This window comes from Micromonospora sp. NPDC051141 (assembly GCF_044455765.1).
Taxonomy (GTDB): Bacteria; Actinomycetota; Actinomycetes; order Mycobacteriales; family Micromonosporaceae; genus Micromonospora.
This window is the reverse complement of the sequence record NZ_JBITFD010000008.1, coordinates 1-22,322: the sequence shown is the minus strand read 5'-3', so window position 1 is coordinate 22,322 and position 22,322 is coordinate 1. Positions and strand designations below refer to the sequence as shown.

Annotated in this window: 18 protein-coding genes and 1 pseudogene; 11 read left to right on the top strand and 8 right to left on the bottom strand. The window is 74.0% G+C overall.

The window, feature by feature from the left end; genetic code table 11:
* Window positions 1-4: 4 nt before the first annotated feature.
* Window positions 5-199: pseudogene (locus ACIA6B_RS16740) on the bottom strand (multiprotein-bridging factor 1 family protein); the annotation flags it as partial.
* A gap of 306 nt (window positions 200-505) precedes the next feature.
* On the opposite strand from ACIA6B_RS16740, the gene ACIA6B_RS16735 reads away from it, so the two are divergent.
* Window positions 506-1,570, top strand: a complete 1,065-nt coding sequence (locus tag ACIA6B_RS16735; protein ID WP_396774187.1) for a hypothetical protein — start codon at window positions 506-508, stop codon at window positions 1,568-1,570.
* 101 nt (window positions 1,571-1,671) lie between these two features.
* Here ACIA6B_RS16735 and ACIA6B_RS16730 read toward each other — a convergent pair whose 3' ends face one another.
* From ACIA6B_RS16730 to ACIA6B_RS16710, 5 genes are all read right to left on the bottom strand, one after another.
* Window positions 1,672-3,159 (bottom strand): ATP-binding protein, encoded by a 1,488-nt coding sequence (locus ACIA6B_RS16730; protein WP_396774185.1) that lies wholly within the window; start codon window positions 3,157-3,159, stop codon window positions 1,672-1,674.
* A gap of 67 nt (window positions 3,160-3,226) precedes the next feature.
* Window positions 3,227-4,402: an alanine--tRNA ligase-related protein gene (locus ACIA6B_RS16725; protein ID WP_396774184.1), complete on the bottom strand. Its 1,176-nt coding sequence runs from the start codon at window positions 4,400-4,402 to the stop codon at window positions 3,227-3,229.
* Between the two features lie 269 nt (window positions 4,403-4,671).
* Complete coding sequence (locus tag ACIA6B_RS16720) at window positions 4,672-6,219, bottom strand: glycosyltransferase (protein ID WP_396774183.1); 1,548 nt, start codon at window positions 6,217-6,219, stop codon at window positions 4,672-4,674.
* 144 nt (window positions 6,220-6,363) lie between these two features.
* Window positions 6,364-7,503, bottom strand: a complete 1,140-nt coding sequence (locus ACIA6B_RS16715) for a fatty acid desaturase family protein (protein WP_396774181.1) — start codon at window positions 7,501-7,503, stop codon at window positions 6,364-6,366.
* A gap of 12 nt (window positions 7,504-7,515) precedes the next feature.
* Window positions 7,516-8,607: a ferredoxin reductase gene (locus ACIA6B_RS16710; protein WP_396774180.1), complete on the bottom strand. Its 1,092-nt coding sequence runs from the start codon at window positions 8,605-8,607 to the stop codon at window positions 7,516-7,518.
* Window positions 8,608-8,690: 83 nt separating this feature from the next.
* Here ACIA6B_RS16710 and ACIA6B_RS16705 point away from each other — a divergent pair, with 83 nt between their 5' ends.
* The 10 genes from ACIA6B_RS16705 (at window position 8,691) to ACIA6B_RS16660 (ending at window position 19,896) form a co-directional block, all read left to right on the top strand.
* Window positions 8,691-9,920 carry a PucR family transcriptional regulator gene (locus tag ACIA6B_RS16705; RefSeq protein ID WP_396774178.1) on the top strand — a complete coding sequence of 410 codons (1,230 nt, stop codon included), beginning with the start codon at window positions 8,691-8,693 and terminating at the stop codon, window positions 9,918-9,920.
* A gap of 134 nt (window positions 9,921-10,054) precedes the next feature.
* Window positions 10,055-11,059, top strand: coding sequence for an Acg family FMN-binding oxidoreductase (locus ACIA6B_RS16700; protein WP_396774177.1), 1,005 nt, complete (start codon window positions 10,055-10,057; stop codon window positions 11,057-11,059).
* Between the two features lie 781 nt (window positions 11,060-11,840).
* Window positions 11,841-13,154, top strand: coding sequence for a DegT/DnrJ/EryC1/StrS family aminotransferase (locus ACIA6B_RS16695; protein ID WP_396774176.1), 1,314 nt, complete (start codon window positions 11,841-11,843; stop codon window positions 13,152-13,154).
* Entirely contained in the window at window positions 13,151-14,347 is a 1,197-nt protein-coding gene (locus ACIA6B_RS16690) for an MFS transporter (RefSeq protein ID WP_396774175.1), read from the top strand. The genes ACIA6B_RS16695 and ACIA6B_RS16690 overlap by 4 nt, the downstream gene beginning before the upstream one ends.
* Window positions 14,344-15,309, top strand: coding sequence for a sulfotransferase (locus tag ACIA6B_RS16685; protein WP_396774173.1), 966 nt, complete (start codon window positions 14,344-14,346; stop codon window positions 15,307-15,309). Before ACIA6B_RS16690 ends, ACIA6B_RS16685 begins: the two co-directional genes overlap by 4 nt.
* Before the next feature lie 5 nt (window positions 15,310-15,314).
* Window positions 15,315-16,145 carry an SDR family oxidoreductase gene (locus ACIA6B_RS16680; RefSeq protein ID WP_396774171.1) on the top strand — a complete coding sequence of 277 codons (831 nt, stop codon included), beginning with the start codon at window positions 15,315-15,317 and terminating at the stop codon, window positions 16,143-16,145.
* Window positions 16,146-16,175: 30 nt separating this feature from the next.
* Entirely contained in the window at window positions 16,176-17,015 is an 840-nt protein-coding gene (locus tag ACIA6B_RS16675) for an SAM-dependent methyltransferase (RefSeq protein WP_396774169.1), read from the top strand.
* A 14-nt stretch (window positions 17,016-17,029) separates the two neighbouring features.
* Entirely contained in the window at window positions 17,030-17,908 is an 879-nt protein-coding gene (locus ACIA6B_RS16670; RefSeq protein ID WP_107155420.1) for a family 3 encapsulin nanocompartment shell protein, read from the top strand.
* 12 nt (window positions 17,909-17,920) lie between these two features.
* Window positions 17,921-19,198, top strand: coding sequence for an NAD(P)/FAD-dependent oxidoreductase (locus ACIA6B_RS16665; protein ID WP_396774168.1), 1,278 nt, complete (start codon window positions 17,921-17,923; stop codon window positions 19,196-19,198).
* Window positions 19,198-19,896, top strand: coding sequence for an aspartate/glutamate racemase family protein (locus ACIA6B_RS16660; RefSeq protein ID WP_396774166.1), 699 nt, complete (start codon window positions 19,198-19,200; stop codon window positions 19,894-19,896). The genes ACIA6B_RS16665 and ACIA6B_RS16660 overlap by 1 nt, the downstream gene beginning before the upstream one ends.
* A 128-nt stretch (window positions 19,897-20,024) precedes the next feature.
* On the opposite strand, the gene ACIA6B_RS16655 is transcribed toward ACIA6B_RS16660, so the two are convergent.
* Both ACIA6B_RS16655 and ACIA6B_RS16650 read right to left on the bottom strand, forming a co-directional pair.
* Window positions 20,025-20,288 (bottom strand): hypothetical protein, encoded by a 264-nt coding sequence (locus tag ACIA6B_RS16655; protein ID WP_396774164.1) that lies wholly within the window; start codon window positions 20,286-20,288, stop codon window positions 20,025-20,027.
* Window positions 20,289-20,305: 17 nt separating this feature from the next.
* Window positions 20,306-22,087: an N-acetylglutaminylglutamine amidotransferase gene (locus tag ACIA6B_RS16650; RefSeq protein ID WP_396774163.1), complete on the bottom strand. Its 1,782-nt coding sequence runs from the start codon at window positions 22,085-22,087 to the stop codon at window positions 20,306-20,308.
* Window positions 22,088-22,322: the final 235 nt, after the last annotated feature.

Sequence of the window (22,322 nt, the reverse complement as noted above, 5' to 3'; positions counted from 1 at the left end):
CCTCGTGGTGAAGGCCCAGAGCGTCCGCGAGCGCCTGCAGAGAACGCCCCCGCGGCCTTCCGCTACGCCCCTGTTCGAGGTCACGAACCACACCGACGCTGACCCCGGCCCGATCCGCGAGATCGGCCTGGGTCAGGCCGCGGCGGACCCGGGCTCGTCGGAGAAGCTCGCTGAGGCCGCCATTCCCCCCGTCGTCCATCGTCGACTCCCCCGTACGCATGATCGTCAACCCGCAGGGCCGCCCCGCGGCGCCTCGGCGGCTGGCTCATCGACGGGTGGCCGGCGACCGATGCCGCCGGCGGGTGACGATCCGACTCCTACCTCTGTCCGGACAGATCGTAGTACGAGTTTCACTACAGGATCTGTCCCTCCAGTCCGGCGTCAGGGGCGCTCCGCACACTTCTGGGCAAGGCGAGGCGGCAAGCACGCCGGAACAGACGAGGAGAACACCTTGCACTCATACGCTCGACGAGGTGGCCGGTGGGCCCGCCGGTCAATGATGCCGGTGGCGGTGCTGGCCCTGGCCCTGGCCGCGACGCCGACGGTGGCGTCCGCGACGCCGGGCACCTCCGCGGTGGACCCGGCGGGACCGGCGGTCACCGCGGTCCCGGGTGATCCGGCCCTGCCCGACTACCCGGGCCTGACGCCACGGGTGGGAGCGGCAGCCGCGGTGGGCACCACGCCGACACCCTGCGGCGACAATGGTTCCGACAAGGACATGCAGCGATCGGAGGCGGTCAAGCGGGCCCGCAGCTGGCTGAGCGTGGGTGGGGTCCCCTACAGCCAGAACCGCTGCTACGAGAACCAGTACGGCGACTACCGCACCGACTGCTCGGGGTTCGTGGCGATGGCGTGGGGCCTCGGGGGCTCGGGAAGCGCGTTCTGGACCGGAAACCTGGACAGCAGGTCACACACGATCGCGCGTGGCGACCTCGCCCCGGGTGACGCGCTGCTCCGGCACACCGGGGATCCCAGCGAGAACCACGTCGCGCTGTTCGTGAAGTGGAGCGACTCCGCGCACACCGCTCCGGTGGTGATCGAGCAGACGGGCAGCTCGGACACGATCGAGCGGACCTGGTCGTCCAGCTACGCCGGGCTCTACACCCCGGTCCGCTACGACAACATCCTCGAGGACGTCTCGCCGGAGGACGTGCCGATCTCGGGTGACTGGAACGGCGACGGCATCGACACCGTCGGCGTCTTCCGACCCAGCAACTCCACCTTCTACCTCCGCGACACCAACAGCGGCGACGCCACCCGCATCTTCAAATTCGGCCACGGCCCCTCCGGCGACATCCCCGTCGCCGGCGACTGGAACAACGACGGCAAAGACACCGTCGGCGTCTTCCGCCCCACCAACTCCACCTGGTACCTCACCAACGGCACCACCACCACCGACCACGAATTCATCTTCGGCCACGGCCCCTCCGGCGACATCGCCGTACCCGGCCGATGGAACCTCAACGCCAACACCACCCCCGGCGTCCGCCGCCCCAGCAACAACACCGTCTACCTCCGCAACACCAACAACGGCGGCCCCGTAGACACCCAATTCATCTACGGCATCTGACCACACCCACCACGGCGGGACCCGGACACCACCGGATCCCGCCGTGGCGGCGCGCCCGGCCCGGGTCCCGTGACGGCCGGTCGGAAAGCGGGGTCCCGGGGTCAGCCGCGGCGCAGCCCGGCGACGGCCTCCCGCAGGTCGTCCTGGCCGATCGGGGCCGGCGGCGCGCCCTCCGCGGCCTCCCGCAGCGCCTTGGCCAGTTGCACCCGGCGCAGCACCTCGCGCAGGTCCGCGCCGGTGAGCCCGGCCGTGTCGGCGGCCAGCGCGGCCGGGTCGAGGTCGTCGGCGAACATCCGGAAGCCGGGCCGCTCGTGCCGGTCGATCAGCTCGCGGATCATCTTGGTGAGGATCTCCGCGCGGCCGGTGTCGTCCGGCGCCGGGATGGCGATCTTCAGGTCGAAGCGGCCGGAGCGGATCAGCGAGGCGTCGACGCGCTGCGGGAAGTTGGTGGTGGCCACCACGATGACGTCGGGGTTCTCCTCGAACAGCGTGTTCATCTCCTGCTTGAAGATGCCGGCGACGGCGTTGACCGCCTGGCTGGCCGCGTCGCCGCCGGCGCCCGCGTAGCTGATGATCGAGTCGAACTCGTCGAAGAGCATCACGGTGGGCCGGCGGTAGCGGCGGGCGTCGCGGAAGATGCGCTTGATGTTGCGCTCGGATCCGCCGAGGTACTTGTCCAGGATCTCCGGCGTGCGGATCTCCACGAAGTCCGCGCCGACCTCGTTGGCGAGCGCCCGGGCCAGCATGGTCTTGCCGGTGCCCGGCGGGCCGTACATCAGGATGCCCTGTGGCCGGCGCGCGCCCCAGCGGGCCATCGCCGCCGGGTGCCGGAACGACACCGCCACCTCGCGGAACCGGGCGACCACGTCGGCCAGGCCGCCGACCTGGTCGAGCGTCACCGTCTCACTGCGCGGCGCGGCCACCGTCGCGCCGCGCGGCGCGGTGACCGGTCGCCGCCCCACCCGGTACGTCCGCCCGCGCAGCACCGTCGGCTCCAGGGTGTCCCCGGTCAGTTCGCGGACGGCCTGGAGCAGCACGCCGAGCACCACGCGCAGGTGCTCCGGTCCCACCTCGGCGCTGGGCACGTCGACGCGGATGCGTACCGTGCCGTTGTCCTGCTCGACGCGGGGGCGCACGCCGGCTTCCTCGGCGGCGCGCAGCACGGCCCGACCGGCCGGGTCGCGCGGCGGCGTGGCCAGCGCGGTGCCGGCCGGTCGCAGCCCGAGGCGGCGGGTCGCCTCCGCGGCGGCCCGGCCCACCGCGGCGGCCGGGCCGTCGACGGTGCGGGCGGCGAGCCGCTCGGCGAGCAGCAGGCCGACCGGGCCGGCCAGGCCGAGGGCGAGCAGGCCGGCCGGGGCGGCCTCCACCCGCAGGTACGCCTCGAAGCGGTGCACCGGCCGCCCGTCGACGGTGTCGGCGCGCAGGGTGCAGCGGACCTCCCGCACCGGGGCGGGGAAGTCGGCCCCGGCCAGCAGCTCCACCGGCCCGTCCTGGGCGGCGGCCAGCAGCCCGGCCGGGTCGACGATGCGCACCTCGGCGCCGAGCAGCGGCACCGTCTCCTCGTCCGGCCGCACGTCGTACCCGGTCATGGGGCCTCTTCCCTCGCGGCGATGTCTGCACCGAGTCTGGCACCGGCCGGGCCGGGCGGCCAACCGCTCAGCCGGCGTCGGCGAGCAACGCGTCGACCAGATCGCGGGGCAGCCCGTGGGTGTCGTGCAGCCAGCGGTAGTCGGATTCGGTCAGCGCGCCCCGCGCCCGGACCCGCGCCACCAGCGGCCGACCGCGCCGCAGCAGCCCCCGGAACCGGCGCTCCTCGTCGCGCAGCACCGCCCGCAGCGGACCCGGCTCGACCGGCTGGCGGAACCGGCGCAACGTGTCGTCGTATCCGGTCAGCGGCAGCTCGTCCAGGCTCCGCGTCGGGTCGTCGCGCCACAGCACGGTCAACGCGCGGCGCAGCAGCCGCCGCAGCACGTAGCCGCGGCCGGTGTTGCCCGGGCGTACCCCGTCCCCGAGCACGACCACCGCGGACCGCAGGTGGTCGGCGACCACACGCAGGTCCGCGCCGCGCAGGTCCCACCGGTCGCGGACCGCGCCCACCCACGGGCGCAGCCCGTCGCCGGTGAACACCGACCGGTCGCCGCGCAGCACCATCTCCAGCCGTTCCAGGCCCATGCCGGTGTCGATGCTGGACACCGGCAGCGGCGTGAGCCGGCCGTCGGGGTGCCGGTGGTGTCGCATCTGCACGTGGTTCCACACCTCCACCCAGCGGTCGTCGCCGCTCGGGGTGCCGGTGGGCGGGCCGTCACCGGTCCACACGAAGATCTCCGAGTCCGGGCCGCACGGACCGGTCGGGCCGTTGGACCACCAGTTGTCCGCGCCGAGCGCCTCCACCGGCACGCCGAGCGCGGTCCAGGTGTCCCGCGCCGTCTCGTCCGGCCCGAGCCCGTGGTCGTCGCCGCCGAAGACCGTCGCGTGCAGCTTTCCCGGCGGGAGGCCGTAACCGTCGGTGAGCAGGTCGAAGCCCCAGCGCAGGCTGGCCGCGATGTCGTAGTCGCCGAGCGACCAGGAGCCGAGCATCTGGAACACGGTCAGGTGGGTCCGGTCACCCACCTCGTCCAGGTCGGTGGTGCGCAGGCACCGCTGCACGTTGACCAGGCGGCGTCCGCCGGGGTGCGGGCGCCCCAGCAGGTACGGCGTGAGCGGGTGCATGCCGGACGTGGTGAACAGCACCGGGTCGCCGGGCGGCGGCACCAGCGAACTCTCCGGCGCGTCGGAGTGGCCGAGGCGATGGTAGTGCGCCGCGAAGGTACGGATGATCTCGTCGGGGGTCATGGCGGGTGCCTTCCGGGTACGGGCGACCGGACGGCCCACCCGACGGTGGCCGTGACACACGACGACGCCGGCGGACCGTCTCCGGTCGCCGGCGTGGGATGGGGCAGGTCAGGCGGCGGCAACCGGCGAGCGGGAAGCTCGCGCGGCCGCGGCGGTGAGAGATCGCCAACCCTGCATGCCGTCCACGCTACCCCAACCCCGCCCCGCACTTCGCGCTGATTCACGGAAAGCGTGGCTGTCGGCGGCCGGATGGCCACGCTTTCCGTGAATCAGCGCGCTCGGGGCGGCGGGGTGGGGGTGGGGGTGAGTAGGTGGTGGTAGAGGGTGGTGAGGTGTTCCGCCTGGGCCTCCCAGGTCCAGGCGGACAGCGGCGAGTCCGGGCCGTCGTAGGCGGCACGGTAGCGGGCCGGGTCGGCGAGCACCGCCCGGACCGCGCGGGCCAGGTCGGCGGCGTCCCGGGCGCGGAACACCTCCCCCTGACCGGTGGCCCGGACCGTGTCGGCCATGGTGCGGACGTCGCTCACCACGATCGGCAGCCGCGCGTGCGCGTACTCGAAGAACTTGGTGATCAGCGCGATCTCGTGGTTGGGCCAGTGGTGCAGCGGGATGAGCCCGACGTCGGCGGTGGCGAGGAACGCGACGAGCTGCCGGTGCGGCACGTACGGCAGCACGTGCACCCGGTCGGCCACGCCGTGCCGGGCGGCACGCGCCACGACCTGCCGGACGTAGCCGGCGGCCGGGTCGGCGACGACCAGGGCCAGGTGTACGCCGGGCAGCCGGGGCAGCGCCTCGACCACGGTGTCCACGCCGCGTTGGACGGCCATCGCCCCGCTGTAGACCAGCAGCGGGGTGCCGGCGGCCAGGCCGCAGCGGGCCCGCAGGTCAGGTACGTCCCGGTCGCCCACGTCGACCGGGACGGACCCGGCCTCGGTGACCGGTTCGGCAGCCATGACCGGGTCGGCGGCGGTGACCGGGGCGTTGAGCACGACGGTGGGGCGTTCGGGCAGCGCGTGGTCGCGGACCAGCAGGTCGGCGAGCGTGTCGGAGACGGTGACGACCGCGTCGGCGTGGCCGACGTACTCGCGGACGTAGCCGAGGTGGGCGGGCAGCCAGCGCGCGTTGTCGCGGCGGGGCCGGGCGCCGGGCAACCACTCGTGGGCGTCCCAGACCAGCTTCACGGCGCGGCCCCGGTCCCGGGCGCGGTCGACCGCGCGGGCGGCCACGCCGAGCATCCGGAAGTCGTGCGCGTGGATCAGGTCGGGGCGCAGCGCGTCGACGACCGGGCCGGCGACCCGCTCGTAGTCCCAGAGGCCCGGCTCCAGCCGACGCCAGGCCCGGTCACCGAGCCGGGCCGCCCAGTAGCGGACCTGGGCGTGCTCCACCGGCCGGCGGGCCAGCCGGGCGGCGCGCAGCGGCAGACCGCCCCGGGCCACCAGCCGCCGCCGCAGACCGGACATCCCGCCCACCGGCCGAGGCAGGCCGTCGCGCGGACCGGGAACGCCGCCGCCCGGACCGGGAACGCCGTCGCGCGGACCGGGAACGCCGTCGCCCGGACCGGGAACGCCGCCGCGCGGGTCACCGACGGCCGGTCGGAGGTCGCGGGGGGCGTCGAGCGGCAGCACGCGTACCTCGGCGTCGCCGAGCCGCCAGCGACGCTCGGCGTCGATCCGGGCGCAGCCGAGCAGCGTGACGTCCCAGCCGGCGTCGGCGACGGACCGGGCGGCCTTCTGCACCCGCGAGTCACCCTCGACCGCGTTGTCGACAAGCATCACCACCCGCCGGCCGGCGGCCGGCGGCGTCGCGGCGTCGTACGGCATCAACGACCACACCCCTCAGCTCGACGGCGCGAGTGTACGGGGGCAGGCGACCGTCCCGAAGCGCACGGAAGCGGCGCTGAGCTGGGAAGAAACCGGTTGTGCAGGTGCCGGCGGGCAGGAATTCACCCGCCGTGCACCGGTCGGTCAGGCCGCGCCGGAGGGGACCAGCGGGCCCGGGGCGACCGGCTGCCGGCGGTCGCGCCGGTTGGGCAGCGACAGGCGGATCACCTTCCACCAGGCGGAGGCGACCTGCTTGGGCAGCGGGCCGGTGGTGTACCGCAGCCCGTACCTGTCGAACAGCGCCCGCACCTGCGGGGCGATCTCCTGGTAGCGGTTGCTCGGCAGGTCCGGGAAGAGGTGGTGCTCGATCTGGAACGACAGGTTGCCGGTCATGATGTGCAGCAGGCGGGGGCCGCTGATGTTGGCCGAGCCGAGCATCTGCCGCAGGTACCACTCGCCGCGCGTCTCGCCCTCGATGGAGGTCTTCTCGAACGTCTCCACGCCGCTCGGGAAGTGCCCGCACATGATCACCGAGTGGCTCCACACGTTGCGGATCAGGTTCGCGGTGAACGTGGCGGCGAGCGTGGACAGGAACGACGGGCCGGAGAGTAGCGGGTGCACCACGTAGTCCTTGAGCACCTGCTTGCGGATCTTGCGGCCGACCGCCTTGGCCCTGGCCCGGAACGTCGGGTCCTTGAGCCGCTTCTGCTTGAGGTGGTCTCCCAGCTCCAGGTCGTACGCGGCGATGCCGTACTCGAAGAAGGCGGCGTTGAGCAGGTTCCACACCGGCTGGCCCAGGTGCATCGGGTGCCACGGCTGGTCCTCGTCGACGCGCATGATGCCGTACCCGAGGTCGTTGTCCTTGCCGACCACGTTGGTGAAGCGGTGGTGCAGCTCGTTGTGCGACTGCTTCCACTGGTCGGCCGGGGAGACGTGGTCCCAGTCCCAGGTGGTCGAGTGGATCTTCGGGTCGCGCATCCAGTCCCACTGGCCGTGCAGGACGTTGTGCCCGATCTCCATGTTGTCGAGGATCTTGGCGACGGTGAGGCCGGCCGTGCCGACGATCCAGGCCGGCGGGAACAGCGAGAACAACAGCACCGCGCGACTGCTGATCTCCAGCGTCCGCTGGGTCTTGATCACCTTGCGGATGTAGCGGGCGTCCCGCTCCCCCCGGTCGGCGATCACCCGGTCCCGGATCGCGTCCAGTTCCTTGCCGATGATCTCGATGTCCTCGGCGCTCAGGTGGGCGATCGGGTTGTCGGCCTTCTTCTGGATCACGGTCACGTCGGGGGCTCCTCAGAGTTCGATGTCGCAGGTACCGGCGGCCGCCGAGATACAGGTCTGGATCCGCACGCCGTCGCCCGGCACGGCCGTGGTGACGTCGCCGTTGCGCAGGTCGCGTACCGCGCCCTGCCGCAGCGGCACGACACAGCCGTAGCAGATCCCCATCCGGCAGCCCGAGGGCATGAGCACCCCCGCGTTCTCCCCCGCGTCGAGCAGGGTGGTGGCGCCGTCGGCCGCGACGGTCACCCCCGCCCCGGTGAAGGTCACCGTGCCGCCGTCGCCCGGCGTAACCACCGTAGGACGGAACCGCTCGGTGTGCAGCCTGTCGGGGCAGCCGCGCGCCGCCCAGTGCGTCTCCGCCGCGTCCAGCAGGCCGACCGGGCCGCAGGCCCAGGTGTGCCGCCGGGCGTGGTCGGGTACCAGGTCGTCCAGCTCGGCCACGTCGAGCAGGCCGGAGGTGTCGGTGTGTCGCTCGACCAGCCGCACCGCGCCACGGTCGGCCAGCGCCCGCAGCTCCGCGCCGAAGATGACGTCGTCGCGGGTGGGCGCCGAGTGCACCAGCACCACGTCGGCCCGTTCGGTGAGCCCGGCCCGCAGCATCCCCATGACCGGGGTGATGCCGCTGCCGGCGGTGAGGAACAGCACCCGCTCGGGCGTCGCGGTGGGCAGCACGAAGTCGCCCTGCGCCTGGTCGAGCTGGACGATCGTGCCGGGCCGGATCCGGCGGACCAGGTGGTTGCTGACCTTGCCGTCCGGGATCGCCTTGACCGTCACGCTGATCCGGCCGTCCGCCGCGCCCGGCGGCGAGGTGACCGAGTACGCCCGCCACTGGCGTACGCCGTCGACGTCCACGCCGAGGCGCACGTACTGCCCCGGCAGGTGGCCCTGCCAGCCGCGACCCGGCTGGATCACCAGCGTCGCCGCGTCACGGGTCTCCGGGCGGACCGCGACGATCCGGCCGCGCAGCGGGGCGCCCGCGCGCAGCGGCGCGATCATGTCCAGGTAGTCGCCCGGCAGCAGCGGGGTGGTGACCGTGCCGGCCAGCCGCAGCAGCCTGTCCCGGAAGGATGCCTTCTGGGGGCGGCGGGGCGCAGTTGTGGTCATATGACCAGCGTGACCGCGGAATCGCATAACATCTTGACCGGCAAAGGTGAAAAGGTCACGGGTTTTTGTTCGAAGGGAACAACATGACGCAGGAGACCGGGACCGGCGCGCGGGCCGCCCATCTCGATCTCGACGCCGGCGTCGCGGCGCTGCTGCGCGACCGGCTGCCCATGGTCGCCGAGCGGACGGTCAGCGCGATCACCGCCGAGGTGACGGACTACTCCGGCGCGCTCACCGGCACCATGCGGGAGAAGATCGAGAACGCGGTACGCATCGCGCTCGGCACGTTCCTCCAGCTCATCGAGGGTACCCAGGCGTTCGACCCGAGCACTCCCCTGGCTCCCGCGCTGGAGGCCGCGTACGCGCTGGGCAGCGGCGAGGCGCGCGCCGGGCGGAGCATGGACGCGCTGCTGGCCGCGTACCGGGTGGGCGCCCGGGTGGCCTGGCGGGAGGTCTCCACCACCACGGTCCGCAGCGGCCTGGCCGCCGAGACGGTGGCCGAGTTCGCCGAGCTGATGTTCGCGTACATCGACGAGCTGTCCGCGGCCAGCGTGGCCGGGCACGCCGACGAGCTGGCCAGCGCCGGCCGGGTCCGCCGCCGCGACCTGGAACGGCTCACCCAGCAGTTGCTCGCCGGCGAGCCGGAGGAGTCGCTGCGGCGCAGCGCGGAACGGGCCGACTGGCCGCCGCCCCAGACGCTGACCGTGGTGCTGCTGCCCCGCCGGCACCTGCGCGCGGTGCTCGCCCTGCTCGGCCCGCAGACGTTGGAGAGCGGCGAGGACCTGCCCGGCATGGACCCGGCCGAGGAGCTGGCGGTGCTGCTGGCGCCGGACGCGCACGGCGGACGACGGCGTCAACTCATCCGGCTGCTGCACGGGCACCGGGCGGTGCTCGGCCCGGCCCGCCCCTGGCACCGGGTCGCCGCGTCCTACCAGCGGGCCACCCGGGCGCTCACGCTCGGGCTCGGCGAGCCGGACGCCGGACCGGTGGACACCGAGTGTCACCTTTCCGCGTTGCTGCTCAGCATGGATCCGGAGGCGCTTGCCGACCTGCGTGCCCAGGCCCTCGCGCCGCTCGCCGCGCTTCCCCCGGCCACCGCGCACCGGCTGGCCGAGACGCTGCGGTCCTGGCTGCTGCACCAGGGGCGGCGCGACGACGTGGCGGCGGACCTGTTCGTGCACCCGCAGACCGTCCGCTACCGGATGGGCAAGCTCCGCGAGCTGTTCGGCGACCGCCTGCACGACCCCGCCACCATCCTCGACCTGACCATCGCCCTCGCCGTCCCCCCGACGCAGGGAGGGGCCCCCGCTTAACGCCTCCGGTAGGGCAGCGCTCCCCGCTCGACACTCGGGACGCAGGGTCCCGGCCGGTCGGGCCCTCCGACCCTGTCCCGGGGGCACGGCGGCCGGCAGCCTCGGAGGGGGACGAGCAACGAGGAGGCGCCGCCATGGACCGGTCATCGACGCGTACCGAACAGCACCCGACGGTACGGGTGCTGGAGGCGGCGGCCCGGCAGTCCCTGCACGCTCCCTCGGTGTTTAACACCCAGCCCTGGCGGTGGCGGGTCACCGCCGACGCGCTGGAGCTGCGCACGGACCCGGGCCGGCAGCTCGCGCACACCGACCCGGACGGTCGACTGCTGGTCCTGAGCTGTGGCGCGGCGCTGCACCACGCCCGCGTCTCGCTCGCCGCCGCCGGCTGGACGGTCGACGTCGGGCGGCTGCCGGACCGGGCCGACCCGACGCTGCTCGCCCGGTTGCGCACCACCGGCCCGACCGCCCTGGACGTGTCGGCCGGCCGGCTGGTCGACGCGATCCCGCGCCGCCGCACCGATCGGCGCGCGTACGGCGACCGCCCGGTCCCCGAACCGGTGCTGGCCCGGCTCGGGGACGCGGTCGAGGCCGAGGGCGCGCACCTGCACGTGGTCCGGCCGGACCAGATGCCGATGCTGGCGGTCTCCACCGGCCGCGCCGCCGACGCCGAGCTGGCCGACCCGGCGTACCGGGAGGAGTTGCGCCGCTGGACCAACCGCCCGGCGGGCAGCGGCGACGGCGTGCCCACCGCCACCGCGGTCCGGCCCGCGCCACGGCGGGTGCCGCTGCGTGACCACGCGCCCGGTGGGGCGGCCGGACTGACCGCTGGCGCGGACTTCGACCGGGGCGCGGCGTACCTGATCCTGTTCGGTGAGCGCGACGACCCGGCGGCCTGGCTGCGCGGCGGCGAGGCGCTGTCGGCGCTGCTGCTCACCGCCACCGCCGAGGGCCTGGCCAGCGCGCCGCTCAGCGACGCGATCGAGCTGGCCTGGCCGCGCCGGATGATGCGTGACCTGCTCGCCGGCATCGGCGAGCCCTACCTGGTGGTGCGCGTCGGCTGGGGACCGGACGCCGACCTGCCACCGGTCCCGCGCCGCGCGCCGGCCGACGTCGTCGAGGTGGTGGCGCCGGCGGAGTGAGCCGTCCGGCGTCGCCTCGCCCGCCAGCCGTACGGACGACGCGGTGCCGCCGTGCGGGAGCGCAGTGGCGAGGGCCGCAGCCGAGTGGACCGATGACGTTCGGTGACATCTTCGGACCCCGGCACGAACATCACTCCGTGTCATCGACTGTCGGGGCACGCGCCGCGCGTCATTTCGCGGCCGATCGCGTTGACCAGGGATTATCGCGGAAAGTGTCGGATCGGCGGTTCCTGTCGTTTCGCGCCTTTGCTCTGCAGCCACGGAGGCAGCGATAACGTTCGGTTACCGATGCGCCCGTGGCTGCAGAGCAAAGGGCACGCGGTGGCCACCATCCCCCGGCCACCGCCGTCACGCCGGGTGACACCGGACGTCGCGTCGCCCGCGCCCCACCGCCCGAGCCGAGCCGGGCCGGGCCGGGCCGGGCCGGGCCGGGCCGGGCCGGGCCGGGCCGGGCCGGGCCGGCGGCCACGGGCGGTTCACCTCGCGATCGGCGCCCGGCGCCGACGAACGCCCACCACAAGGAACGATTCCTTATTGTCCACTGTCACTGTCAGCAACCCTTGTGCACATTCCCAATCGCATGTTGACGGCCGCCAGTCCGGGGGCAATCATGATGGTCACTGGATCCACCTAACGCCAATGTCGGATCTGGTGGCTTTTCCCACCCCTCGACGGGATCGCGCCGGACGCGAGATTCCGCCGGGCCACCATGCCCGGCGCGCGTACGGCAATTCCTATCGAGAGAATAGGAAATCCACCGCTCGCCTCGAGGAGTCCGCCGGTGAACGGGAACAACGACGCTCCCGCGGCGAGCCGGCCCAGGCCGGCCTCGCGCGGCGCTGAGCTGGAAGAACCGCTCGCACTGCACGGCGGCCGGCCGGTGCGGGACACGCCGTGGCCCACCTACGACAAGGGCGCGGTATTCGTACACCCCGACGACGAGGACGCCGCAATTCGGGCCATTCGCAGCCATCTCTACTTCCGATACGACCATCGCGCGCAGAAAGAAACCGAATGCGGGCGGTTCGAGGACGAACTGTGCCGTTATTTCGGCACCCGGCACGCCCTCGCCGTTTCCAGCGGTACGGCCGCACTGGCCCTCGCCCTGATGGGCGCCGGCGTGCCGGCCGGGTCATTGGTCGCCTGTCCCGGATTCACTTTCGTCGCCACTCCGAGCGCCATTGTGCTGGCCGGGTGCCGGCCATTACTGGTGGAGGTCGACGACGACCTGCGGATGGACCTCGACGACCTGCGCCGCCGCTGGCGACCGGACATCCGGGCCATCATGGTCGTCCACATGCGCGGCTTCGCCGCCGACGTCGAGGCCCTGGCCGCGTTCGCCGCCGAGATGGGCGTGCCGCTCATCGAGGACGCCGTGCCGGCGCTCGGCGCCGAGCTCAACGGCCGCAAGCTCGGCACGTTCGGCGCCGCCGGGGCGTTCAGCACCCAGTCCGACAAGGCGCTCAACTGCGGCGAGGGCGGTTTCCTGATCACCGACGACAGCACGCTGTTCGCCCGGGCGGTCGCGTTGTCCGGGGCGTACGAGGGGCGGCTGCGCCGGCACTTCCCGGACGGCGAACCGCCGCTCACCGGCCTGGACCTGCCGCTGCTCAGCCTCCGGATGGACGAGATCCGGGCGGCCCTGCTGCGCGCCGAGCTGACCCGGCTGCCGCAGCGACTGACCCTGTTCCACCGCAACTACGCGCACGTCTCGCAGGCCCTGGCCGACCTGCCCGGCATCGCGGCGCGGCGGCCGGTCGCGCCCGGGGCGTACCTCGGGGAGGCGTTCGTGTTCCGCGTGCCCGGCGGCGACGCCGGCTGGTTCGCCCGGGCGCTGCGGGCCGAGGGGATCGACGCGCGCAACATCGGCGCGGACGACGACCTGAACGTGCGCGCGTTCTGGAACTGGCGCTTCCTCTACGACACCGCGGACCCGGGACAGGTCCGGGCGACGCTGCCGCGCACCGCGCGACTGCTCACCGAGACCGTCGACGTGCCGCTGTCGTCGAACCTCACCCCGGACGACTGCGACGACCTGATCCGCGCGGTCCGCAAGGTGGCCGCCGCCCGCGAGACCGTGCTGGCCCGGCCGTGACCGGCGCGCCCCTGACCGACGCCGGCACCGAGGAGAAGCCGCTGCCCCGGCGGGCGCTGGTCGGGCTGCTCGGCGGACTCTTCGCCGGCTACCTGGGGTTGACCGCGGTCATCCCGGTGCTGCCCGGCTTCCTGCGCGAGCGGCACGGCGCCGGCGATCTCACCGTCGGCGTGGTGGTCACGGTGACCGCGGTGACCGCGCTGCTGGTCCGGCCGGTCGCCGGCGCGCTCGCCGACCGGTACGGTCACCGCACGGTGATGCTGACCGGCGCGCTCGTGGTGGCCGCCGGCGGCCTGCTCTATTTGGCGCCGTTGGGCGTGCCGGCGTTGGTGGTGGTCCGGCTGCTGCTCGGCGCCGGCGAGGCGGCGTTGTTCACCGCCGGGGCGGTGTGGATCGTCCAGCTCGCCCCGCACCACCGGCGCGGCCAGCTCATCGGCCTGTACGGGGTGAGCATGTGGGGTGGCATCTCCGCCGGCACGTTCCTCGGCGCGACCGTGCAGCAGGCCGGCTATCCGGCGGTGTGGGCGCTCAGCGCCGCCGCGCCGGCGGTCGGCGCCGCGCTCGTCGCACTGGTGCCGGCGCCGCCGCGTACCGCGCCGGCCGCCAGGGGCGGGGGCCTGCTGCTGCGTCCCGCGCTGCTGCCCGGCGTGGCGCTGACGTTCGGCGCCGCCGGGTACGCCGGCCTGGCCGCGTTCGTGGTGCTGCACCTGGACGCCCGCGGCATCGGGCACGGCGTGGTGGTGCTGAGCTGCTTCAGCGCCGTCTACGCCGGCACCCGCCTGGTCATCGGGCACCTGCCCGACCGGCTCGGCCCCCGGCGGGTGGCCACCTGGTGCGGGGTGGGCGAGGCGGTCGGCCTGCTGGTCATCGCGGTCGCCCCGAACCTGCCCGTGGCGGTGGTCGGCAGCGTGGTGATGGGGGTCGGGTTCTCGCTGCTGCACCCGTCGCTGGCGCTGATGGTGATGAACCGCACCGAGCCGGCGCGGCAGGGCGCGGCGATCGGCGCGTACACGTCGTTCTGGGACCTCGGTCTGGCGGTGTGGGGGCCGGCGACCGGGCTGGTCGCGGCCGGCTTCGGCTATCCGGCGGTGTTCGTCGCCGGCGCGGCCGGCGCGATGGTGGCCGCCGCGATGGCGTTGCGCATCGGCCGGCCCGCGGTCACCGAAACCCCGATGGAGGTACGGGCACGATGAGCGCTCCCGTGGCCGTGCTCAGCGTCACCGGCTGGTGCCGCAACGGCAGCACCATCATCGGCAACGTCCTCGGCGAGGTGCCCGGCGTGGCGCACGTCGGCGAACTGCACTTCCTGTGGAAGAACTCGACCGGGCGCGGCGTCAACGACCGCTGCGGCTGCGGCGCGGCGCTGACCGCCTGCCCGCTGTGGTCGGCGGTGCTGCCGGTCGGCCGCCCGGCCGGCGTGTCGGCCGACGCGCACGCCGCCGAGGTGATCCGGCGGCAACGCGCGCGGCTGCGGACCCGGCACACCTGGCGGGTGCTGCGCCGGGGCGCGTCCGACGCGGACACCCGCGCGCACGCCGACCTGCTCGGCGCGGTCTACCGGGAGGTGGCCGCGCGCACCGGGGCCCGGGTGATCGTGGACAGCACGAAGATCCCGGGCGAGTCGGCCCTGCTGCCGCACGTGCCCGGCGTCGAACCGTACTGGTTGCACCTGGTCCGCGACCCGCGTGCGGTGGCCCACTCGTGGCGGGAGCCGAAGGAGTACGTCTACGCCATGTCGGCGGCGCGCAGCACCGCGTACTGGCACGGGTTCAACCTGGCCTCGGCGGCGATCAACCGCCGGCATCCCGACCGGTCGATGCTGCTGCGGTACGAGGACTTCGCCGCCGATCCGGCCGGCACGGTCGACGCGCTGCTGCGGCTGGTCGGCGCCGACCCGGCGGGCAACCCGGTCCACGACCGGACCGTCGAGCTGCGCGGCAACCACACGGTCACCGGCAACCCGGACCGGTTCCGGACCGGCCCGACCGTCATCCGGGACACCGACGACGGGTGGCGGCGGACGCTGACCGGCCGGCAACGGCTGGCCGTGGCGTCGCTGGCCTGGCCGTTGTCCACCCGCTACGGCTACCGGTCCGAGGCAACGGCCCGGACGCATCCCGGCGCGGCGGCCCGCGCCGGCGAGACGGAGAGGTGACGGACGTGGATCTGGGGCTCAAGGGTCGGGTGGCGCTGGTCGCCGGCGGCACCAGCGGCATCGGGTTGGCCTGCGCGAGGGAGTTCGCCGCCGAGGGCGCGCACGTAGCGGTCTGCGGTCGGGACCCGGCACGCCTGGCCGCGGCCGAACGGGAACTGGCGTCGGTGGCCACCGGACGGGTCAGCGCGACCGCCGTGGACCTCACCGACACGGCCGCCGCCGCCCGCTGGGTCGACGACGTCGCCGCCGACCTGGGCGGGACGCACGTGCTGCTGGTCAGCGGCGGCAGCCCGCCGGTCGGCACCGCCGCCGGGTTCGGCGTCGAGGACTACCGGGCCGCCGTCGAGCGGGTGCTGCTGCCCGCGGTCGCGGTGTCGACGGCCGCGCTGCCGCACATGCGCGCCGCCGGCTGGGGCCGGCTGCTGCTGGTCGCCTCCGAGACCGCCTGCGTGCCGATCGGCCCGCTGGTGCTGTCCGGGGTGACCCGGGCGGCGCTGGTCCGCTTCGCGCAGGGGCTCGCCGTCGACGTGGGCCGCGACGGCATCACCGTGAACGTGCTCGCGCCCGGCAGTGTGCGTACCCCGCCGATGGAACGCGCGGCGGCGCGGCTGGCCGGCGCGGACGGCGACGTGGAGGCGCGGCTGGCCGCGATGGGTCACCACAGCGCGCTCGGCCGGCTGGCCCACCCGGAGGAGGTGGCCGCGATGGCCGCGTTCCTGGCCAGCGAGCGGGCGTCGTACGTGACCGCCGGCGTGCACCTGATCGACGGCGGCGCCGCCGCCACCGGCCCCGACCTGCCCCACCTGACCGGCGTCCGCAAGGACACCTACGCCTGATCCACCCGACCGCCGCACGAGGGAGTGCCCATGTCGACGACCAGCCAGTTCACCGAGCGGGACGTCTCCGAGTTCTTCGACCAGACCACGCAGACGTACCTCAGTTTCTGGGACAGCGAGGGCGTGCTGCACACCGGCTACTTCGCCGGGGACGACGACACCGACTACCACGCGGCGGCGGACCGGACCTCGGACATCCTCGCCGACGACGCCGGCATCGACGCCTCCTCGAACGTGCTCGACGTCGGGTGCGGCTGCGGCAACTTCCTGTTGCGGCTGGCCGGGCGCACCGGCTGCCGGGGCGAGGGGCTGGACCTGAGCATCGAGCGGGTGCGCTTCGCCGAACAGCGGCGCGTCGAGCGGGGCGCCGGGCTGGACGTCCGGTTCCGGCACGGCTCGGCCACCGCCATGCCGTACGCCGACGGCACGTTCACGCACGTGGTCAGCCAGGACGCGTTGTTCCTGGTGCCGGAGAAGCCGCGCAGCCACGCCGAGATGTTCCGGGTGCTCGCGCCGGGCGGGGTGCTGGCGGTCTCCGACTTCCTCCAGCCGACCGAGCGGATCGGCGAGGCGGCCCGCCGGCACGTCTACGACCGGGTGCGCTGGAACGGCGGCTACTCGCTGGACGGCTACCGGGAGGCGCTGGCCGAGGCCGGGTTCGTGGACGTGGTGGCCCGCAGCCTGGACGGGCACATCCGGCAGACGTACCGGGTGCTGGGCCGCACCGCCCGGGAGCGGGCGGACGGCACGGCGGACGAGGCGGCGCGGACCTGGATCCTCGGCTTCGCCGAGTCGTGCGACGAGATCCAGGCGGCGATCGACCGGGGCGAGTTCGGCTGGGGCATGTTCGTCGCCCGCAAGCCGGCCTGAGGAGGGGGCGACACATGCAGCAGCGGACCGACACCGTGAAGCGGACCATCGCCGAGGTGGTCGCCGAGCGGAAGACCCAGATGTCGCCCGGCGCGACGTTCGTCGAGGCGTTCGCCAAGGACGGCTTCGACACCAGCGTCGACTACGACGTCACGATCACCGACTCGCTGACCAGTTCCCGGCGCAAGCCGCGCTACCCGTCCCGGAACATGCTGAAGGTGGTGGACCTGTCCCGGGATCCGCAGGACTTCTACTGGCACGAGAGCCCGCCCCGACCGGACGATCCGGCGGTCGACGGCGCGGACCTGCGCCGGGAGGCGGCCAACCACTTCCACCGCTCCCCCATCCCGCCGCTGCTCACCACCACCGCTTGGGTGCAGGTGCCGGACACGCTGTGGGAGGACCCGGTCAGTTTCGCCCAGTTCATCGACTACCGGCTGGTGGTGCGGCTGGCCACCGCCGAGAACCACACCATCCTGCGCGGCGAGGGCGGGCTGCTGGCCATGCCGGACCTGGGCCGGCTCACCGACCCGGGGCCGTTCGCCTCGACCATCCTGTCCGCCTGCAACGAGGTCGAGCAGATGGGCAGCACCGCCGACGGGCTGATCATCAACCCGGCCGACTACTACCGGCTGCTCGGCAGCGGCACGCTGATGCGGGACGTGGAGGAGAACGGCGTCTTCATCGTGCGTACCCGGCTGGTCGACCCGGGCACCGCGATCGTCGGCGACTTCGGCCACGGCGCGTTGCTGTTCGACGCCGGCCGGTCCACGATCGGGTTCGCCGAGCCGCCGCCGGGCACGTTCGCCGAGCCGGGGGTGGCGTTGCGCGCCGAGATCTGGGAACGGGTCGTGGTCAACCTGCCCACCTGCTTCTTCGTCGTGACGATCTGACCGGCGGCGACGATGACGACGCCCGCCCGCGCCGACCCCGACGTCCTGGTCATCGGCGCGGGCATGGTCGGGCTGTGCTGCGCCTGGTTCCTGCGCCGCGCCGGCCACACCGTGACCGTGGTCGACCGGGGCGAGGTCGGGGACGCGGCGGCCTGCTCGGCGGGGAACACCGGCTTCGTCGGCACCCAGGGCTCGGCGCCGCTGGCCGAGCCGGGGGTGCCGGCCAAGGGCATCCGCTGGCTGTTCAGCCCGGAGAGCCCGTTCTCGGTCCGGCCCCGGCTGGACGCCGCGCTGCTGGCCTGGCTGTGGCAGTTCCGCCGGCACTGCACCGAGCGGCACGCCCGCGCCGGCTTCGAGACGCTGCTCGCGCTCAAGCAACGCAGCCTGGCGCTGCTGCGCGGGATGTGCGCCGAGGACGAGCTGGCCGGCACGCTCACCGAACGCGGCATGATCCTGGCCTGCCACACCGAGCAGGGGTACGCGCAGGCGCGTCGCACGATCCGCGCGGCGACCGCCCGCGGGGTGCCGCTGCGCGACCTGGGCCGGGCGGAGCTGGCCCGGCTGGAGCCGGGTGTCGACTTCGCGGTGGCCGGCGCGCTGCTCAACGAGGAGGGCGCGGCGCTGCGCATCCCGGCGTTCCTGGTCGGTCTCGCCGAGGCGTTGCGGGCCCGCGGCGTGGAGATCGTCACCGGCGCCGAGGTACGCGGCTTCGAGACGACCGGCCGTCGGGTGCGGACGGTGCGGACCGCCCGGGGCGACCTGCGCCCGAGCGAGGTGGTGGTGGCCGCCGGGGTGTGGTCGACGGCGTGCGCCCGGATGCTCGGCGTCGGGCTGACGCTGCAACCGGCCAAGGGCTACACCGTCACGCTCCCGGCCGGGCCGGGCACGCCCACCCGGCCGGTGCTGCTCAGCGAGGGCAAGGTCGCGGTGATGCCGCTGGGTGAGCGGGTACGCGTCGGCGGCACGCTGGAGCTGTCCGGGCTGGACGCCTCGATCTCGCCGCGCCGGGTGGACGGCATCCTGCGTACCGCCCGGCGTTACCTGCCGGCGCTGGACACCGGCCGGCGACTGGACGTGTGGAGCGGGCTGCGGCCGTGCACGCCGGACAGTCTGCCGCTGATCGGCCGGGCCGGCGGCTGGGACAACGTCAGCGTGGCCACCGGCCACGGGCACATCGGGATGGGGCTGGCCCCGGCCGGCGGTGAGCTGCTCGCCCAGCTCGTCACCGGCGTGGCGCCGACCCTGCCGGCGCGGACGTTCGCGCCGGACCGCTTCCGGAGGGGGAGCTGATGGGCGACCGACCGGAGATCGGGGTGCTCTGCCTCGACACCAGCTTCGACAAGATTCCCGGGCACATCCGCAACCCGGCCACGTTCGACTTCCCGGTGCGCTACCGGGTGGTGGAGGGCGCCACGCCGCAGCGGCTGGTCCGCGACGCCGACCCGACGCTGCTGACGCCGTTCGTCGACGCGGCCCGGGACCTCCAGGCCGCCGGCGTCGCCGGCATCACCGGGGCGTGCGGGTTCCTGGTGCTGTTCCAGGCCGAGCTGGCCGCCGCGGTGGACGTGCCGCTGTGGTCGTCGAGCCTGGTGCAGCTGCCGATGGTGCACCGGATGGTCGGGCGTACCGTCGGGCTGCTGGTCGCCGACGAGGCGGCGCTGACGCCACGGCACCTGGCGGCGATCGGCGCGTCGGATGTGCCGGTCGCGGTCACCGGCATGGCCGGGCAGCCGGAGTTCCGCGAGGTGATGCTCCAGGGGCGGCGGGACGCGCTCAACGTGGACCGGCTGGCCGCCGAGGTGGACGACCGGGTCGACGCGCTGGCCCGCGCCCACCCCGACCTGGGCGCGCTGGTGATCGAGTGCACCGACCTGGTGCCGTTCGCCCACCGGATCCAGGCGCGCCTCGGCGTGCCGGTCTTCGACATCGTCACACTCACCACGATGGCCCACGCCACCCTCACCCGCCGCCCGTACCCGCCGTCCTAGCCCGCCGCCCGTACCCGCCGTCCTGGCCCGCCGTCCTGGCCCGCCGCCTGTTTCACGGAAAGAGTGGCTGTCGGGGCCCGCATAACCACTCTTTCCGTGAATCAGGGCGGGATGAGGGGCGCGGGCGGTCAGACCGGGGGGATGCCGGAGCGGCCGATGGCCGACATGTCGCCGGCGCCGATCTCGCTGGTGGCGGTGGGTGGGGGCGGGGTCATCGGCTCGGTGCGGTCCTCGATGTTGGCGTCGCCGAGGCCGTGCATCAGCTCGCCGATGGCGGCCAGCGCCGAGCCCTTGTCCGGGCAGGGGCGGCCGGTGGCGAGCACCTGGCCGTCGCCGCCGAGCACCGTGAACCCCACCCGGCCGTCGGTCTCGCTCTCGATGACGAACTTCACCGCGTTCCTCCCGCCGCTCAGACCTCGTGGGCCTGCAACCACAGCTCCAGCAGGCCCAGTTGCCACAGCTTGTTGCTGCCGGCGGCGGCCTGCGCCCGGTCCGGCTCGGCGAGCAACTCGTCGACGTAGGTCCGGCGGAACAGGCCACGCCGGCGGGCCTCGGGCGCGTCCAGCGCCTCGATCACCAACTCCCGCACCGGGCCGTCGACGTTGCGCAGCGCCGGCACCGGGAAGTAGCCCTTGGGCCGGTCGATGACCTCGGCCGGCAGCACCTCCCGGGCCACGTCCTTGAGCACGCCCTTGCCACCCCCGGCCAGTTTGTGCTCGGGCGGGCAGGCGGCGGCGAGCGTCACCAGGTCCTGGTCGAGGAAGGGCGTGCGCACCTCCAGCCCCCAGGCCATGCTCATGCTGTCGACCCGTTTGACCGGGTCGTCGGGGAGCATCAGGTGGGTGTCCAGGCGCAGCACCGCGTCCACCGCGGTCCGCGCGCCCGGCGTGGCCAGTTCCGCGGCGACCAGCTCGCCGCTGACGTCGGCGTCGCAGCCGTACGCCGGGTCGACCACCCGGTTCAGCTCGGCGTGGTCCCGGTCGAAGAACGCGGCGGTGAACTCGGCCGCGGCGTCGGCGCGGGCCGTCCGCGCGAGCCGGTGGTGGTAGCCGTAGCCGGCGAACACCTCGTCGGCGCCCTGCCCGGACTGCGCCACCTTCACGTGTCGGGCGACCTGCTCGGAGAGCAGGTGGAAGGCCACCACGTCGTGGCTGCCCATCGGTTCGGTCATGGCCGCCACGGTGGCGCGGACGGCCGGACCGAGGTCGTCGTCGGCGAGGCGGATGCGGTGGTGGTCGGTGTCGAAGGTGCGGGCGACCAGGTCGGAGTAGTGGAACTCGTCGCCGGACTCGTCGCCCCGGCTGTCGAAGCCGATGCTGAACGTCTGGAGGTGCTGTTGCCCGGCCCCGTCGAGCAACGCCACGATCATGCTGGAGTCGAGGCCGCCGGAGAGCAGCACCCCGACCGGCACGTCGGCGACCAGCCGACGGCGTACCGCGGTGCGCAGCGCGTCCCCGATCGCGGCCCGCCAGTCGCCGGCGTCCATCCCGTCGTGGGCCGGGTCGCGCTGGTAGTCAGGCCGCCAGTAGACGTGCTCGCGGGTGCTCCCGTCGGCCTCCACCACGCGGACGGTGGCCGGCGGGAGCTTCCGCACGCCGCGCAGGATGGTGCGCGGCGCCGGCACGATCGAGTGCCAGGACAGGTAGTGGTGCAGCGCGACCGGGTCGATGCCGGTGTCCACGTCGCCGGCGGCCAGCAGCGCCGGGAGGGTGGAGGCGAACCGCAGCCGGCCGGGTGACTCGGCGAGGTAGAGCGGCTTGATGCCCAGTCGGTCCCGGGCCAGCACGAGGCGGCGGCGCCGCCGATCCACCAGCGCGACCGCGAACATGCCGACCAGGTGGTCGACGAACCGTTCACCCCACTGGGCGTACGCGACCAGGATCACCTCGGTGTCGCTCGTCGAGCGGAAGGTGTGCCCGGCCGCCCGCAGCTCGTCGCGCAGCTCGGGATAGTTGTAGACGCAACCGTTGAAGACCAGGGCGAGCCCGAGGTCGTCCCGGACCATCGGCTGGTCGCCGGTCTCGGTCAGGTCGATCACGGTCAACCGGCGGTGCCCCAGGGTCACCCAGCCGTCGTTCCACCGCCCCTGGCCGTCGGGGCCGCGGGAGCGCATGGCCTCGGTCATCCGGGTCACCGCGCCCGCGTCGGGGGTGGCCCCGTCGAACCGGGCCTCACCGCTGATCCCGCACATGTCGGCGACTACCCGGCGTGTGACCAAGAAAACCCGGGATGGGCGGTTGGCGAGCCGGGGACGACGAGCCGTCGTACGGTGGCGGTACGGGCCATGTCCCCGGGCGGTCCGGCCACGGGACGTGGCCATGATCAACAACGCTGCCAGGAGGACGTGTGTTCGCCAATTCCGAGGAACTCCTGCGATACCTCAGCAACGAGGACGTGAAGTTCGTCGACGTACGTTTCTGTGACCT